Origin of the sequence: Enterobacter cloacae complex sp. S1 (genome assembly GCF_014930525.1) — a bacterium.
In the GTDB taxonomy this organism is placed as follows: Bacteria; Pseudomonadota; Gammaproteobacteria; order Enterobacterales; family Enterobacteriaceae; genus Enterobacter; species Enterobacter hormaechei_C.
The window spans coordinates 26,327-42,326 of sequence record NZ_JADBRE010000004.1; the positions used below are offsets into that span (position 1 = coordinate 26,327).

The window sequence follows — 16,000 nt, forward strand, 5'->3', positions numbered from 1 at the left end:
GTGAGGCGATTGCCGGGGATTTTACTGCTTACAGGGGCAACGCTGGTCGTGATTGTCGCGCTGCTCGTGAGCGGGCTGCGTCTCGCCTTGCCGCATCTGGACAGCTGGCGTCCGCAGATCCTGGCAAAAATCGAATCCGCCACCGGCCTGCCGGTGGACGTGAGTCATATCGAGGCAAGCTGGCAGAACTTTGGCCCGACGCTAGATGCCCGGGATATCAGCGCCGGCCTGAAAGATGGCGGCCACCTCAAAATCAAACGCGTCACCCTGGCGCTGGATATCTGGCAAAGCCTGCTGCATCTGCGCTGGCAGTTTCGCGATCTCACCTTCTGGCAACTTCAGCTGATGACTAACACGCCGCTGCGAAGCGGCGACAGCGATCGGGGGCTGGAAACCAGCCGTATCAGCGATCTGTTCCTGCGGCAGTTCGATCATTTCGATCTGCGCGACAGCGAAGTGAGCTTTATTACTCTTTCCGGCCAGCGCGCTGAGCTGGCGATCCCACAGCTGACCTGGTTAAACGGGAAAGATCGCCACCGCGCCGAGGGGCAGGTGAATCTCTCCAGCCTGAACGGGCAGCACGGCGTTATGCAGGTGCGGATGGATCTGCGTGACGACAATGGCTTGCTGAACAACGGCAGGGTGTGGCTACAGGCGGACGACGTGGACGTGAAGCCGTGGCTCGGTGAGTGGCTACAGCAGAACATGCAGCTGGAGACCGCGCGCTTCAGCCTGGAAGGCTGGATGACCCTGACGAACGGGACGTTCGCCAGCGGCGATATCTGGCTTAAGCAGGGGGGCGCGAGCTGGAAAGGGGAAAACCATCAGCATCAACTTTCCGTCGATAACCTCACCGCACACGTGACGCAGGATAAAGGCGGCTGGCAGTTCGCTATTCCGGATACGCGCATCTCCATGGATAACAAACCCTGGCCGCGCGGCGCGCTGACGCTGGCGTGGATGCCGGAGCAGGACGTCGGCGGGATAAACGGTAAACGCAGCGACGAGCTGCGTATCCGCGCCAGTAACCTGGATCTGACGGCGATCGAAGGGCTGCGTTCAATGGCCGCAAAACTCTCCCCGGAGCTGGGCGAAATCTGGCTGGCGACGCAGCCGAGCGGGCAGATAAACCGGCTGGCGCTGGATATTCCGCTCCAGGCTACGGAAAAGACGCGTTTTCAGGCGGCATGGAAAAATCTCGCATGGAAACAGTGGAAACTGCTGCCGGGTGCCGAGCACTTCAGCGGTAAACTGGAAGGAAGCGTGGAAAACGGCAGGCTGACGGCAGAAATGCAGGACGCGAAAATGCCGTACGAAACGGTCTTCCGTGCGCCACTGGAGATCGAAAAGGGAAATGCCACCCTCAACTGGCTGAAGAATGACAAAGGTTTTCAGCTCGATGGCCGCGATATCGATGTGAAAGCCAAAGCGGTACATGCCCGCGGTAATTTCCGTTATCTACAGCCTGAAGGCGATGAGCCGTGGTTGGGTATTCTGGCGGGCATCAGCACGGATGACGGTTCGCAGGCGTGGCGCTACTTCCCGGAAAACCTGATGGGGAAAGCGCTGGTGGACTATCTCAGCGGCGCTATTCAGGGCGGCCAGGCGGATAACGCCACGCTGGTCTACGGCGGCAACCCGCACCTGTTCCCGTATAAGCACAACGAAGGCCAGTTCCAGGTTCTGGTGCCTCTACGCAACGCCACCTATGCCTTCCAGCCGGACTGGCCGGCGCTGAAGAATCTGGATATTGAACTCAACTTCCTGAATGACGGCCTGTGGATGAAGACGGACAGCGTTGCGCTGGGCGGCGTAACGGCAAGCAACCTGACGGCAAACATCCCGGATTACTCCAAAGAGAAACTGCTGATTGATGCGGATATTAAGGGGCCAGGTAAAGCGGTTGGCCCGTACTTTGAAGATACGCCGCTGAATGACTCCCTGGCAGCCACCCTTCAGCAGTTGCAGTTAGATGGCGATGTGAATGCTCGCTTACATCTGGATATCCCGCTGGACGGTGAAATGACCACCGCCAAAGGCGACGTTAGCCTTAATAACAACAGCCTCTATATCAAGCCGCTGGACAGCACGCTGAAAAACCTCAGCGGTCAGTTCAGCTTTGTTAACGGCACGCTGAAAAGTGAGCCGCTGAAAGCGACCTGGTTCAATCAACCCGTCAATATCGATTTCTCCACCACCGAGGGCGATAAAGCCTACCAGGTGGCGGTCAATATGGACGCGAACTGGCAGCCGTCACGCATGGATGTTCTGCCGAAGCCGATTGAGAATGCGGTGGACGGCGCGGTGTCGTGGAATGGCAAGGTCGCCATCGACCTGCCTTATCATGCCGGTGCGCGCTATAACGTCGACATTACGGGCGATCTGAAAAACCTCAGCAGCCAACTTCCCGCGCCGCTGAATAAGAAAAGCGGTGAAGCATTGCCCGTCAATGTTAAGGTTGCGGGCAACCTTAACAGCTTCGATTTAACCGGAAACGCTGGTGGAACAAACCACTTCAACAGCCGCTGGCTGCTTAACCGCAAGCTGACGCTGGACAGAGCGATCTGGACGACGGACAGCCGTACCACGCCGCCGCTGCCGGAGCAGGCGGGCGTTGAACTGAATCTCCCGCCGATGGATGGCGCAGAGTGGCTGGCACTGTTCCAGAAAGGTGTCGGGCAAAACGTCGACCAAACGGCGCAGTTCCCACAGTCCATTACCTTGCGCACGCCTGCGCTGACGCTGGGCGGGCAGCAGTGGAACAACCTGAGTATTGTCTCCCGGCCAACGGTAAACGGCTCAAAGGTCGAGGCGCAGGGGCGTGAGATCAACGGTTCGTTGACCATGCGCGATCACGCGCCATGGCAGGCGGCTATCCGTTATCTCTATTACAATCCGACCTTTACGGCGTCTAAAGCAGAGTCGACAAGCGCTTCTCCTGTCAGTGGCAGTGGGAGGTCGCGCGTGGATTTCAGCGGCTGGCCCGATCTCCAGTTGCGCTGTGCGGAGTGCTGGCTGTGGGGGCAAAAATATGGCCGTATCGACGGTGATTTTGCTATTCAGGGCAATACGCTGAGCCTCTCTGGTGGGCTGGTGGATACCGGCTTTGGCCGCATGACTGCCGCTGGCGAATGGGTGAACAAACCGGGTGAACAGCGCACCTCGCTGAAAGGCGATATTAAAGGCAACAAGCTGGACGCCGCAGCTAACTTCTTCGGCATTAGCACGCCGCTTCGCGGATCGTCCTTCGATGTGAATTACGATCTGCACTGGCGCGCAGCGCCATGGACACCCGATGAAGCTTCGCTTAACGGCATCCTGAAAACCCACTTCGGTAAGGGTGAGATTGCCGATGTGAGCACGGGGCGCGCCGGGCAGATCCTGCGTCTGCTGAGTTTTGACGCGCTGCTGCGCAAGCTGCGCTTCGACTTTAGCGACACCTTCAGCGAAGGTTTCTACTACGATTCCATTCGCAGCACGGCGTGGATCAAAGACGGCGTTCTGCACACCGACGACACGCTGGTGGACGGCCTGGAAGCGGATATCGCGATGAAAGGGTCAGTGGATCTCGTGCGCCGCGAGCTGGATATGGAAGCCGTGGTGGCGCCGGAGATTTCCGCAAGCGTGGGCGTTGCGGCAGCCTTTGTGGTCAATCCGATCGTCGGGGCGGCGGTGTTTGCGGCCAGTAAAGTGCTGGGACCGCTCTGGAGCAAAGTCTCGATTCTGCGCTATCGCATCACCGGGCCGGTTGATAAACCACAGATTAATGAGGTGCTGCGCCAGCCGCGCAAAGAAGCACAGCAATGATTTGACGTGGGCAGGTAATTGCCTCACTCTCAATAAATACGATCTTTATACCGCCACGGGCGGCAACGAACGAGTAGCAATAGATGAGTCTGAACCTGGTAAGTGAACATTTGCTCGCAGCGAACGGCCTGAGCCATCAGGACCTGTTCTCCATTCTTGGTCAACTGACCGAACGCCGCCTCGACTACGGCGATCTCTATTTCCAGTCGAGCTATCACGAATCCTGGGTTTTAGAAGACAGCATCATTAAAGATGGCTCTTATAACATTGACCAGGGCGTCGGCGTGCGCGCCGTCAGCGGCGAAAAAACCGGTTTTGCCTATGCAGACCAGATAAGCCTGGCCGCGCTGGAGCAGAGCGCGCAGGCGGCGCGAACCATTGTGCGCGATACGGGCGACGGACGGGTGAAAACGCTGGGTGAAGTGCAGCACGCTGCGCTCTATACCAGCATCGACCCGCTGCAAAGCATGAGCCGCGAAGAGAAGCTGGACATCCTTCGTCGCGTGGACAAAGTGGCTCGCGCGGCGGATAAACGCGTGCAGGAAGTCTCTGCCAGCCTGACCGGTATTTATGAACTGATCCTGGTGGCGGCGACGGACGGTACCCTGGCGGCGGATGTTCGCCCGCTGGTGCGTCTCTCTGTCAGCGTGCAGGTTGAAGACGACGGCAAGCGCGAGCGCGGCTCCAGCGGTGGCGGCGGTCGTTTTGGTTATGACTGGTTCCTGGGTGATGTCGACGGCGAAGCCCGCGCGGATGCATGGGCAAAAGAAGCCGTGCGCATGGCGCTGGTCAACCTGTCTGCCGTGGCTGCACCCGCCGGTACGTTGCCGGTGGTACTGGGCGCAGGCTGGCCGGGCGTGCTGCTGCACGAAGCGGTCGGTCACGGCCTGGAAGGTGATTTCAACCGTCGCGGGACGTCCGTATTCAGCGGTCAGATGGGGCAGCTTGTCTCCTCAGAGCTGTGTACCGTGGTGGATGATGGCACCATGCTCGACCGTCGCGGCTCGATTTCTATCGACGATGAAGGTACGCCGGGTCAGTACAACGTGCTGATCGAAAACGGCGTACTGAAAGGCTACATGCAGGACAAGCTTAACGCGCGCCTGATGGGCGTTGCGCCGACGGGTAACGGCCGTCGTGAATCCTACGCACATCTGCCGATGCCGCGCATGACCAATACTTACATGCTGCCGGGCCAGTCCACGCCGCAGGAGATTATCGAATCCGTTGATTACGGTATCTTCGCGCCAAACTTTGGCGGCGGTCAGGTGGATATCACCTCCGGCAAATTTGTCTTCTCTACCTCAGAGGCGTATCTGATTGAGAAGGGCAAAGTGACCAAAGCGGTGAAGGGCGCAACCCTGATTGGCTCCGGCATTGAGGCCATGCAGCAGATTTCCATGGTCGGTAACGACCTGAAACTGGATAACGGCGTGGGCGTTTGCGGCAAAGAGGGCCAGAGCCTGCCTGTGGGCGTCGGTCAGCCTACGCTGAAAGTGGATAATCTGACGGTGGGCGGCACGGCCTGATCTTAGGATGCTTAAAAAAGGCGCTACAGATGTAGCGCCTTTTTTTTAACGTAAGTTACCCAGCGGTATCTCTGGATCAGGCTCGTGAGTAATGCGGTTACGCAAGTCACGACGAATGATTTCGATCGACCAGAACCAGACCAGATGCCCCACGATCTCTGACACGTGTTCATACCACGGCAACTCAAGCAGCGGTGGCGTCAGACCCATCAGCGGGAAGGAGATCATATGCACAAAAAGCTGGGCTAACGCACCCGCCAGCAAACCCTGCCAGAGTTTAATTTTCGGAAAGACTTCCGCAACAACGCAATACCCAACAGCGAAGACGATTGAGAAAATAATATGGGTCACACCGACCCAGTTAAATATATGTCCGGCAAATGTATAAACGGCTGCGTTAGGATCAGCAACGCCCAGCCAGTCGCGTAAAAATACATAGGGAGGGTTTAAAAAATTGCGGGAGCAGTCAATCTGGCTTGCGGCTCTTATTAATTGCTCAGGTCCGCATGCGCCGGTGAATAAATCGGTGGGACTGCGTGGCGGAAGTGGCACTTCGGCTCCCCATTTGACAAAAGCGGAGACGATCCCTGCAATTAAACCGATGAACGCGGCGAGTCCATAGCGCCTGCGTGAAGGCAGCGTTTGTTCAAACAGATTCATGTCTTTTCCTTGTTTAACGTCATCCTGCGGAATGCATTTTATTATTCATATCAGTAACAAATTAATAACAGTCTGACGAGCAGACTGCATATAAAGTAATAGGCTGGCGGCGGTAGTGTCAATTATCTATTCCTGATAGTGGCGAAGGAATATTCCTGAATGAACAAGGGATCCATCCTGGTTATATTCATCTGTCATTTACGTTCAGGAATAAATTGATTATTCCTTCCTTCTGCCTCGCATGCCCTGAAACAGCTCCGCCACTTCCACAAAATAGTCCGTCAGATAGTTAATACAGACCTGCACCTTCAGCGGCAGCTTGTCCTTTTCGGTATAGAGCGCGTACACCGGACGCGGATCGGACTGGTAGCGCGGGAAGAGGATCTCCAGCACGCCGCTGTTGATCTCGTTGATCACCCACATCAGCGGTACGTAGGCGATCCCGGCTCCGGCCACCAGCCAGCGTGAGATGGTCATCGGATCGTTGGTCACGAAGCGGCCTTCAGGCAGCAGTTTAGTGGAAAGCCCTTCCGGCGCGATCAGTTCAAATTCGTTATCTGGCCGAACGCTGTATTCCAGCCACGAGTGGTTGCTCAGGTCGGCAGGTTTTTCCGGCACGCCATACTGTGCCAGATAGCTTTTCGAAGCGCAGACCACCATCGGCATGCTGCCCAGTCGACGCGAGAACAGGCTCGAGTCCTGCAACGCGCCAACGCGGATCACCACGTCTAACCCATCGGCAATCAGGTCCGGTGCCGGAATGCCCGTTACCAGATTAACGGTTAAACCGGGATACTCTTTAAGCATTTCCGCCGTCATGGCAGCGAGAACATTTTGTGCCATAGTTGAAGAACACCCGATACGCAGCGTGCCGATAGGCGTGTTGTTAAAGGCATAAAGCTGCTCGTGAACATCCTGCACCTCATGCAGCATTCGACGGCAGCCCTGATAGTAAATTTTACCCGCTTCCGTCAGCCCAATGCTGCGGGTGCTGCGGTTGAGCAGCTTCACCTGGAGCTCATCTTCCAGTTTTGACACTGTCTGGCTAATGGATGAGACGCTCATTTGTAGCTGACGTGCTGCGGCGGTAAAAGAGCCTTGCTCAACCACTTTCGCAAAGACGGACATGCGTTTTAGACGTTCCATTATTCACTCTGGCTTAAAAGTGATTTAGATCACATATGATAGATAACAGCATAACAGTTACGTTAATATATTATTAATTACATAACGGCTGCGCCACTCTCGCCCGGCAATTCTTGCTCTCCTGCGGCGGCGCGAGCTTAAAAATCCAGTAACCTGCACTCTCTTTAATCAAGGTCAACATGAGTCTGTTTCCCGTTATCGTGGTGTTCGGTTTGTCGTTCCCACCGATATTTTTCGAGCTTCTTTTATCACTGGCGATCTTCTGGCTGGTGCGCAAGGTGCTGGTCCCTACCGGGATTTATGATTTCGTCTGGCATCCTGCATTGTTCAATACCGCGCTGTATTGCTGCCTGTTCTATTTAATATCGCGCATGTTTGTCTGAGGTTGATGTGAAAACGCTAACAAGAAAAATCTCCCGCACTGCCATCACTATGGCGCTGGTCATCCTGGCGTTCATCGCTATTTTTCGCGCCTGGGTTTATTACACCGAATCCCCGTGGACGCGCGATGCGCGTTTCAGCGCGGAGGTGGTCGCGATAGCGCCCGATGTCGCCGGTCTCATTACGGCGGTCAACGTCCACGATAACCAACTGGTGAAAAAAGATCAGGTGCTGTTCACCATCGACCAGCCGCGCTATCAAAAAGCGCTGGAAGAAGCGGAAGCCGACGTGGCGTATTACAACGCGCTGGCCGCTGAAAAACGCCGTGAAGCAGGTCGCCGTAACAAGCTGGGCATCCAGGCTATGTCCCGGGAAGAGATTGACCAGTCTAATAACGTGCTGCAAACCGTGCTGCATCAGCTGGCAAAAGCGCAGGCGACGCGCGATCTGGCGAAGCTCGATCTGGAACGTACCGTTATCCGCGCGCCGTCCGATGGCTGGGTGACCAACCTCAACGTCTATGCGGGTGAGTTTATCACGCGCGGCTCAACTGCCGTGGCGCTGGTGAAACAGAACTCCTTCTACGTCCTCGCCTATATGGAAGAGACCAAGCTGGAAGGCGTGCGTCCGGGCTATCGCGCCGAAATCACGCCGCTCGGCAGCAACCGGGTCCTGAAGGGAACCGTGGACAGCGTGGCCGCGGGGGTGACCAACTCCAGCAGTACCAATGATACAAAAGGGATGGCGACCGTCGATTCTAACCTCGAGTGGGTTCGCCTGGCGCAGCGCGTACCGGTACGCATTCGTCTGGATGAGCAGCAGAGCAACCTCTGGCCCGCAGGCACCACCGCGACGGTGGTGATCACGGGTGAAAAAGACCGTGATGCCAGCCAGGATTCTATCTTCCGTCAAATCGCCCATCGCCTGCGCGAGTTTGGTTGATCGCTATGGGCATTTTTTCCATCGCCAGCCAGCACATCCGCTTCGCCGTGAAGCTGGCATGCGCCATTGTGCTGGCGCTGTTTGTTGGCTTCCATTTCCAGCTTGAAACGCCGCGCTGGGCCGTTCTGACCGCCGCGATCGTCGCCGCCGGTCCAGCCTTCGCGGCGGGTGGCGAACCTTACTCCGGGGCAATTCGCTATCGCGGGATGCTGCGTATTATCGGCACCTTTATCGGCTGTATCGCCGCCCTGACCATTATCATCCTGATGATCCGCACACCGCTGCTGATGCTGATTGTGTGCTGTATCTGGGCGGGTTTTTGCACCTGGGTCTCTTCGCTGGTGAAGGTGGAGAACTCGTACGCCTGGGGTCTGGCGGGGTATACCGCGCTGATTATTATCATCACCATTCAGAGTGAACCGCTGCTTGCTCCGCAGTTCGCCGTGGAACGTTGTAGCGAGATTGTCATTGGTATCGTCTGCGCGATTGTCGCAGATCTGCTCTTCTCTCCGCGATCCATCAAGCAGGAAGTCGATCGTGAGCTGGACGCGCTGATTGTTGCCCAGTACCAGCTCATGCAGCTGTGCATTAAGCACGGCGACAGCGAAGAGGTCGACAAGGCCTGGAGCGCGCTGGTGCGCCGCACGCAGGCGCTGGAAGGGATGCGCAGTAATCTCAATATGGAGTCTTCCCGCTGGGAGCGGGCCAATCGTCGTCTGAAAGCGATCAATACCGTCTCGCTAATGCTGATCACCCAGGCGTGTGAAACCTACCTGATTCAGAACACCCGCCCCGAAGTGGTAACGGATACTTTCCGCGAACTGTTTGATGAGCCCGTGGAGACGGTGCAGGACGTGCATCGACAGCTTAAACGCATGCGTCGTGTGATTGCCTGGACAGGAGAACGGGATACGCCAGTCACCATTTATACCTGGGTTGGCGCCGCAACGCGCTACCTGCTCCTGAAACGCGGCGTGATTAGCAACACCAAAATCAGCGCGGCGGAAGAAGAGGTATTGCAGGGCGAAGTGGTGATCAAACCGGAATCCGCCGAGCGCCATCATGCGATGGTTAACTTCTGGCGTACCACCCTGGCCTGTATACTCGGCACGCTGTTCTGGCTGTGGACCGGCTGGACGTCCGGCAGCGGCGCGATGGTGATGATTGCCGTCGTCACCGCGCTGGCGATGCGTCTGCCCAACCCGCGCATGGTCGCGATCGATTTTCTGTACGGCACCATTGCGGCGTTACCCATTGGCGCGCTCTACTTCCTGGTGATTATCCCCTCGACGCAGCAAAGCATGCTTTTGCTCTGCATCAGCCTGGCGGTGATGGCGTTCTTTATCGGGATTGAGGTACAAAAACGCCGTCTGGGATCGTTGGGTGCGCTGGCGAGCACGATTAACATCATCGTGCTGGATAACCCGATGACCTTCCATTTCAGCCAGTTCCTGGATAGCGCATTAGGTCAGCTGGTGGGCTGTTTCCTGGCGATGATGGTGATCCTGCTGGTGCGGGATAACTCTCAGGCGCGGACAGGGCGTGTGCTGCTGAATCAGTTTGTGTCGGCCGCCGTATCGTCATTGACTACCAACACCGCGCGGCGCAAGGAGAACCACCTGCCGGCGCTCTATCAGCAATTGTTCCTGTTGCTGAATAAATTCCCGGGCGATGTCGCCCGCTTCCGCCTGGCGTTAACCATGATTATCGCGCACCAGCGTCTGCGGAACGCGCCAGTGCCGATCAACGACGATTTGTCCGCCTACCACCGCCAGCTACGGCGAACGGCGGACCATGTGATATCGGCATCGAGTGATGACAAACGTCGCCGCTACTTTAAGCAACTGCTGGAGGAGCTGGATATCTACCAGGAGAAACTGCGGATCTGGGAAGCGCCGCCGCAGGTTACCGAGCCGGTAGAGCGGCTGGTGTTTATGCTGCACCGCTACCAGAATGCGCTGACAGACAGCTAACGAAGAGAAAACCGACGCCAAAAGCGTCGGTTTTTTTGTGGCTATACTTATTCTTGCAGGTTCAAACATTCAGGAAGGGAGGACACATGACAACCCAGGCTCTTCAGGACAGTATTCTTTTTCAGACCGGGTATCTGGTCAACGGTATCTGGAAAACACTCGACACCACGTTTGATGTGCTAAACCCGGCCACGGGCGAGGTGGTCGCGAAAGTGGCGAAAGCAGGGAAAGCCGAAACCGAAGAGGCCATTGCGGCCGCGACGAAGGCCTTTCCCGCATGGCGCGCAAAAACGGCAAAAGAGCGCTCCACGATCCTCTATCGCTGGTATGAACTGATTATCGAGAATAAAAGCTGGCTCGGGCGACTGATGACTACCGAGCAGGGCAAGCCGCTGAAAGAGGCTGAAGGTGAGGTGGACTATGCTGCCAGCTTCATTCAGTGGTTTGCCGAGCAGGCTAAGCGCGCCAACGGTGAAATCATTCCTCCGGTTAAACCCGGCTCCCGTATTCTGGCCACTCGTGAGCCTGTTGGGGTGGTTGCTGCTATCACGCCATGGAATTTCCCGATGGCTATGCTCACCCGTAAGCTCGGCCCGGCGCTGGCAGCAGGATGTACCGGCGTCATCAAGCCTGCAAACAACACGCCGCTGAGCGCCTTTGCGCTGCTGACGCTGGCGAAGCAGGCCGGTGTGCCGGATGGTGTGCTGAATGCGGTCGCGGGGAGCACCTCAGAAATTAGCGACGCCATTATGGCCAGCCATGACGTGCGCAAAATCTCGTTTACGGGATCAACCGCCGTCGGGAAAACGCTGGTTCGCAATTCCGCTGAGACCATGAAAAAGGTATCGATGGAGCTGGGCGGTAATGCGCCATATATCGTTTTCGAGGACGCGGATATTGAGGCCGCCGTCAAAGGCGCGATTGCCAATAAGTTCCGTAACGCCGGGCAGGTCTGCGTCAGCGTAAACCGTTTCTATATTCAGGAGACGGTCTATGACAAGTTTGTCAATCAACTTGCCGATGCGGTGAAGGCGCTGAAGGTGGGTAACGGTCTGGACGAGGGCGTCGTTGTCGGCCCGCTGATTGAGCCTTCGGCTGTCGAAAAAGTCCGTGAGCACGTCGAAGATGCGGTAGCGAAGGGCGCCACGGTGCTGGCTGGGGGTAAACCGCACGAACTTGGCGGCAACTTCTGGATGCCAACCGTACTCGGTGACTGCCATGAAGGCATGAAACTGGCAGAAGAGGAGACCTTTGGTCCCGTTGCCGCCTGCTTCCGCTTCACGTCGGAAGACGAAGTGGTTATGCGCGCTAACAATACGCCTTACGGGCTGGCAGCCTACTTTTATACCCAGAATCTCTCGCGCGTGTTCCGCGTCTCGCAGGCCATTGAGAGCGGCATGATCGGAATTAACGAATGTGCTGTCTCGACCGAACTGGGTCCGTTTGGGGGCGTAAAAGAGTCCGGGCTGGGCCGCGAAGGGTCCGTGCTGGGGCTGGAGGAGTTTCTGGAAGTCAAAACCCTGCATATCGGGGGATTATAATAGACAGGGCGGCATTTGCCGCCCGCCTGTACCGGGTGGCTGGCAATGAAAATTTATACCTTTGATTTTGACGAAATTGAGAGTCAGGAAGACTTCTATCGCGAGTTTATTCGGGCGTTCGACCTGGAGCGGGGCAGCGTAAGCAATCTTGATATGCTGTGGGATGTGGTTACCGGCGATCGTCTGCCGTTACCGCTGGAAATCGAATTTACCCATCTGCCTGAAAAACTACGCAGACGCTTTGGTGCATTGATTTTATTGTTTGATGAAGCGGAGGAGGAGCTGGAAGGGCAACTGCGTTTCAACGTGCGCCAGTGATAAAAAAGCCCCTGACCGGGAGGTCAGGGGCAAGTCGTATGATGAGATACGACGAGGGTTTATTTGTACAGTTCTGCGGTAGCGTGCCAGTGGTCGCCACTGCGCGCTTCGATGATGCGATAGGATGACGCACCCTGTTCTTCCGCTTTTTTGTTCAGCATTTCGTGCATGTCCATCGGAGACGTACCGATGGCACCAACAGAAACAGTACCGATAGCCTGACGGGATTGTGCCTGTTCAGCATTAATGGTGTCGGCTGCAAACGCACCGAATGACAGGACTGACAGTACGCTCAGGGCAGCTACGGTGGTTTTAATTTTCATGATTATTTACCTCGTCAATTATTTTACTGGGGTCTTTGTTCTGTGACCCTCATCACAAAATCAAGTATACACTAATCACGCAAAAAATTAATATCAGGCTAATGGTTTCGTCTGTTATTACGCGTTAAAAAATTCATTTTTTATAACGAGAATGCATAAAAAAGGGCGTCACAATGCGAGGTTTTTAGTTTTTTCTTGTATAAATCAAAGGGATAGGGCAATTTGATTTTTTGTGCGATTTTGCGGCAGACCATTCACTGAATGAATGTTAACAGGCGGTAAAAAGCACTATTTGCAAAAGTAGCAGGCAGAGAAAAGCAGGGTAAAACGCGGAAAGAGCAGAATGATCCCCGCAGCCAGGCGCTACGGGGCAGACAATTACAGCTCCTGTTCGAACAGGACCAGAATCGCTTCGTAGAGGTCTTTCACCGAGAAACCATTTGCCGGGGTGGTAAAAATGGTGTCATCACCAGCAATAGTTCCGAGGATCCCCTCTGCTTTACCCAGCGAGTCCAGCAGGCGGGCAATCAGCTGGGCTGCGCCCGGGCTGGTGTGGATCACGACCACGGCATCGTTGTAGTCGATGTCCAGAACCAGGTTTTTCAGCGGGCTGGAGGTCGTTGGCACGCCAAGTTCAGCAGGCAGGCAATAAACCATTTCCATTTTGGCGTTGCGCGTACGCACCGCACCAAACTTGGTTAACATGCGAGAGACCTTCGACTGGTTGATGTTGTCGAAGCCTTGTTCCTGCAACGCCTGAACAATTTCTCCCTGAGAACTGAATTTCTCTTCTTTGAGTAGCGCTTTAAACGCCTTTACTAATTCTTCTTGCTTAGACGAGCTTCGCATAAGTCACCCGGAATATGACGATAGAAACAACATTATTATGCATGTGGATGAATTTTTATGCAAATTATCTACCTGGCACCAGGCTGAAATAATGTTATGAAAGGGAGAGATTTTATCAGATTTTGTTATCGGAAAACATGCCTGGGTCACGCCGCGCAAATAAGCTAAAAAGTAAATTAAATGTTATCAAAATGATGTTGTTTTGGTGGCGTGGCAGGGTGTATTGTAACCCCCTCTTAATTCGTTGTTGCCTACATCCCGATAGTATTCAGGTGAAGGCGAAAGACGTGCGACCTCAAATTCTTTAGCGATGAAAATTGTAATTAATGACGTGCTGAATTATGGTCGCCGCAACGGAGTTACAGATACTTAAGTTAACCATAATAAGGAGTTTAGGATGAAAGTCGCAGTCCTCGGCGCTGCTGGTGGTATCGGCCAGGCGCTTGCCCTACTACTGAAAACCCAACTGCCTTCAGGCTCAGAACTCTCCCTGTACGATATTGCTCCGGTAACCCCAGGTGTGGCGGTTGACCTGAGCCACATCCCGACAGCTGTGAAAATCAAAGGCTTCTCCGGTGAAGATGCGCGTCCTGCGTTGCAGGGTGCCGACGTGGTGCTGATCTCCGCGGGTGTTGCACGTAAACCGGGTATGGATCGTTCAGACCTGTTCAACGTCAACGCGGGCATCGTGAAAAACCTGGTTCAGCAGATCGCTGAAACCTGCCCGAAAGCGTGCATCGGGATCATCACCAACCCGGTGAACACCACCGTTGCTATCGCAGCAGAAGTGCTGAAGAAAGCGGGCGTTTACGACAAGAACAAACTGTTCGGCGTAACTACGCTGGATATCATCCGCTCCAATACCTTCGTGGCTGAGCTGAAAGGCAAGCAGCCAACGGAAGTGGAAGTGCCGGTTATCGGCGGTCACTCTGGCGTGACCATCCTGCCTCTGCTGTCGCAGATCCCGGGCGTGAGCTTCACCGAGCAGGAAGTGGCTGACCTGACCAAACGTATTCAGAACGCAGGCACCGAAGTGGTGGAAGCGAAGGCGGGTGGCGGTTCTGCAACCCTGTCTATGGGCCAGGCGGCGGCACGTTTCGGCCTGTCTCTGGTTCGCGCGTTGCAGGGCGAAAAAGGCGTTGTTGAATGCGCCTATGTTGAAGGCGACGGTGAACACGCGCGCTTCTTCTCTCAGCCGCTGCTGCTGGGTAAAAACGGTGTTGAAGAGCGTAAGTCTATCGGCACGCTGAGCGCGTTTGAGCAAAACGCGATGGAAGGCATGCTGGATACGCTGAAGAAAGACATTACGCTGGGCGAAGAATTCGTTAACAAGTGATCTTATCCCGGTAAAAAAAACGGAGCGTTAAGCTCCGTTTTTTTATGCCCGTCAGTTAGTGGCCGGGTATTCCTGGATGGTGACCTGAATCGTCAGCTTCTTGTCATTACGCATGACTTCAACAGGGATGATGGAGCCCGGGCGAATCTCAGCCACCTGGTCCATGGTTTCCAGCGCAGAGACCGCTGGCGTACCGTTGACGGAAAGGATAACGTCGTTCACCTGGATACCTGCGTTGGCCGCCGGGCCGCCAGGCGCCACTTCGTTGACCACAATCCCCTGGATCTGATCGATACCACCGCCCTGCGTATGCATCGGCGCGATTTCACGCCCGCCAATACCGATGTAGCCACGGATCACGCGGCCATCGCGGATCAGCTTGTCCATGATCTTGGTCGCCAGCTGGAACGGAATGGCAAAGCCAATCCCTTCCGGCGTTTCGCCGTCGTTGCTCTTGTCGAATGAGAGGGTGTTAATGCCCATCAGTTCGCCCAGAGAGTTCACCAGAGCACCGCCGGAGTTACCGTGGTTGATTGAGGCATCGGTTTGCAGGAAGTTCTGCCGCCCTGACGGGTTCAGGCCGATACGACCGGTCGCGCTGATGATCCCCTGAGTGATGGTCTGGCCCAGGTTGTACGGGTTACCGATCGCCAGCACCACATCGCCGATGTGCGGGGTGCGTTTGCGATTAATCGGGATTGTCGGCAGACCGCCCGTGGCGTTGATCTTCAGCACCGCCAGGTCGGTAAGGCTGTCCGACCCCACCAGCAGGGCTTCAAACACGCGGCCATCCTGTAAGGCGACGATAATCTGGTCGGCATCGTTAATGACGTGTTTATTGGTGATGATGTAGCCCCGGTCATCCATGATCACACCGGAACCGAGCGTGCGGATCTCCAGCTGGTTATGAGCGGAACTGTTAAGCCCGCGGTTATAGACGTTAACCACGGCGGGGGCGGCACGGCGTACCGCCTGATTGTACGTCGCAGGCGTTTCATCCGTGCTGTCGAACTGAGGAGCCGACAGTTTGTTGAACTGGCGTAAAGATGGCATAGCCACCAGCAGCAGACCGGCAACGATCAAACCAATGACAATTGAACGAAAGAGCTTTAAAAGCATGATGCGTGTGTCGTTAAAAAAGGAACGGTTTGCAGCATAACATGAGTTATCCGGACATCACACGCAGCGGCGATGT

Annotated in this window: 13 protein-coding genes; 8 read left to right on the forward strand and 5 right to left on the reverse strand. The window is 55.5% G+C overall.

All coding sequences use genetic code 11. From position 1 onward, the window contains the following. Together yhdP and tldD are read left to right on the forward strand one after the other, a co-directional pair. Complete coding sequence (gene yhdP / locus IM290_RS02605; RefSeq protein WP_193041835.1) at window positions 1–3,807, forward strand: AsmA2 domain-containing protein YhdP; 3,807 nt, start codon at window positions 1–3, stop codon at window positions 3,805–3,807. Between the two features lie 83 nt (window positions 3,808–3,890). Further along, entirely contained in the window at window positions 3,891–5,336 is a 1,446-nt protein-coding gene (tldD, locus tag IM290_RS02610) for a metalloprotease TldD (RefSeq protein WP_045344046.1), read from the forward strand. 45 nt (window positions 5,337–5,381) lie between these two features. Here the strand turns inward: tldD and IM290_RS02615 are convergent, their stop codons facing one another. After that, window positions 5,382–5,996 carry a YagU family protein gene (locus tag IM290_RS02615; RefSeq protein ID WP_193041836.1) on the reverse strand — a complete coding sequence of 205 codons (615 nt, stop codon included), beginning with the start codon at window positions 5,994–5,996 and terminating at the stop codon, window positions 5,382–5,384. 219 nt (window positions 5,997–6,215) lie between these two features. After that, window positions 6,216–7,142, reverse strand: coding sequence for an HTH-type transcriptional activator AaeR (aaeR, locus tag IM290_RS02620; protein ID WP_003860415.1), 927 nt, complete (start codon window positions 7,140–7,142; stop codon window positions 6,216–6,218). Window positions 7,143–7,321: 179 nt separating this feature from the next. Between aaeR and aaeX the strand changes: the two genes are divergently transcribed. From aaeX to IM290_RS02645, 5 genes are all read left to right on the forward strand, one after another. Next, window positions 7,322–7,525, forward strand: a complete 204-nt coding sequence (gene aaeX / locus IM290_RS02625; RefSeq protein WP_003860416.1) for a p-hydroxybenzoic acid efflux pump operon protein AaeX — start codon at window positions 7,322–7,324, stop codon at window positions 7,523–7,525. A 7-nt stretch (window positions 7,526–7,532) separates the two neighbouring features. After that, the gene (gene aaeA, locus IM290_RS02630) at window positions 7,533–8,465 is read left to right on the forward strand and encodes a p-hydroxybenzoic acid efflux pump subunit AaeA (RefSeq protein ID WP_017382713.1); all 933 of its coding nucleotides are present in this window, start codon (window positions 7,533–7,535) and stop codon (window positions 8,463–8,465) included. 5 nt (window positions 8,466–8,470) lie between these two features. Further along, the gene (aaeB, locus tag IM290_RS02635; protein WP_193041837.1) at window positions 8,471–10,438 is read left to right on the forward strand and encodes a p-hydroxybenzoic acid efflux pump subunit AaeB; all 1,968 of its coding nucleotides are present in this window, start codon (window positions 8,471–8,473) and stop codon (window positions 10,436–10,438) included. An 86-nt stretch (window positions 10,439–10,524) separates the two neighbouring features. Next, window positions 10,525–11,979 carry an NAD-dependent succinate-semialdehyde dehydrogenase gene (locus IM290_RS02640; RefSeq protein ID WP_017382714.1) on the forward strand — a complete coding sequence of 485 codons (1,455 nt, stop codon included), beginning with the start codon at window positions 10,525–10,527 and terminating at the stop codon, window positions 11,977–11,979. A 45-nt stretch (window positions 11,980–12,024) separates the two neighbouring features. After that, window positions 12,025–12,297: a barstar family protein gene (locus tag IM290_RS02645; protein WP_003860424.1), complete on the forward strand. Its 273-nt coding sequence runs from the start codon at window positions 12,025–12,027 to the stop codon at window positions 12,295–12,297. Window positions 12,298–12,356: 59 nt separating this feature from the next. Here IM290_RS02645 and yhcN read toward each other — a convergent pair whose 3' ends face one another. Next, window positions 12,357–12,620, reverse strand: coding sequence for a peroxide/acid stress response protein YhcN (yhcN, locus tag IM290_RS02650; RefSeq protein WP_006812160.1), 264 nt, complete (start codon window positions 12,618–12,620; stop codon window positions 12,357–12,359). 378 nt (window positions 12,621–12,998) lie between these two features. Continuing rightward, entirely contained in the window at window positions 12,999–13,469 is a 471-nt protein-coding gene (gene argR, locus IM290_RS02655; RefSeq protein ID WP_003860428.1) for a transcriptional regulator ArgR, read from the reverse strand. A gap of 397 nt (window positions 13,470–13,866) precedes the next feature. Here argR and mdh point away from each other — a divergent pair, with 397 nt between their 5' ends. Beyond that, the gene (mdh, locus tag IM290_RS02660) at window positions 13,867–14,805 is read left to right on the forward strand and encodes a malate dehydrogenase (protein ID WP_003860429.1); all 939 of its coding nucleotides are present in this window, start codon (window positions 13,867–13,869) and stop codon (window positions 14,803–14,805) included. A gap of 51 nt (window positions 14,806–14,856) precedes the next feature. Here mdh and degS read toward each other — a convergent pair whose 3' ends face one another. Beyond that, window positions 14,857–15,924: an outer membrane-stress sensor serine endopeptidase DegS gene (gene degS / locus IM290_RS02665; protein WP_003860430.1), complete on the reverse strand. Its 1,068-nt coding sequence runs from the start codon at window positions 15,922–15,924 to the stop codon at window positions 14,857–14,859. Window positions 15,925–16,000: the final 76 nt, after the last annotated feature.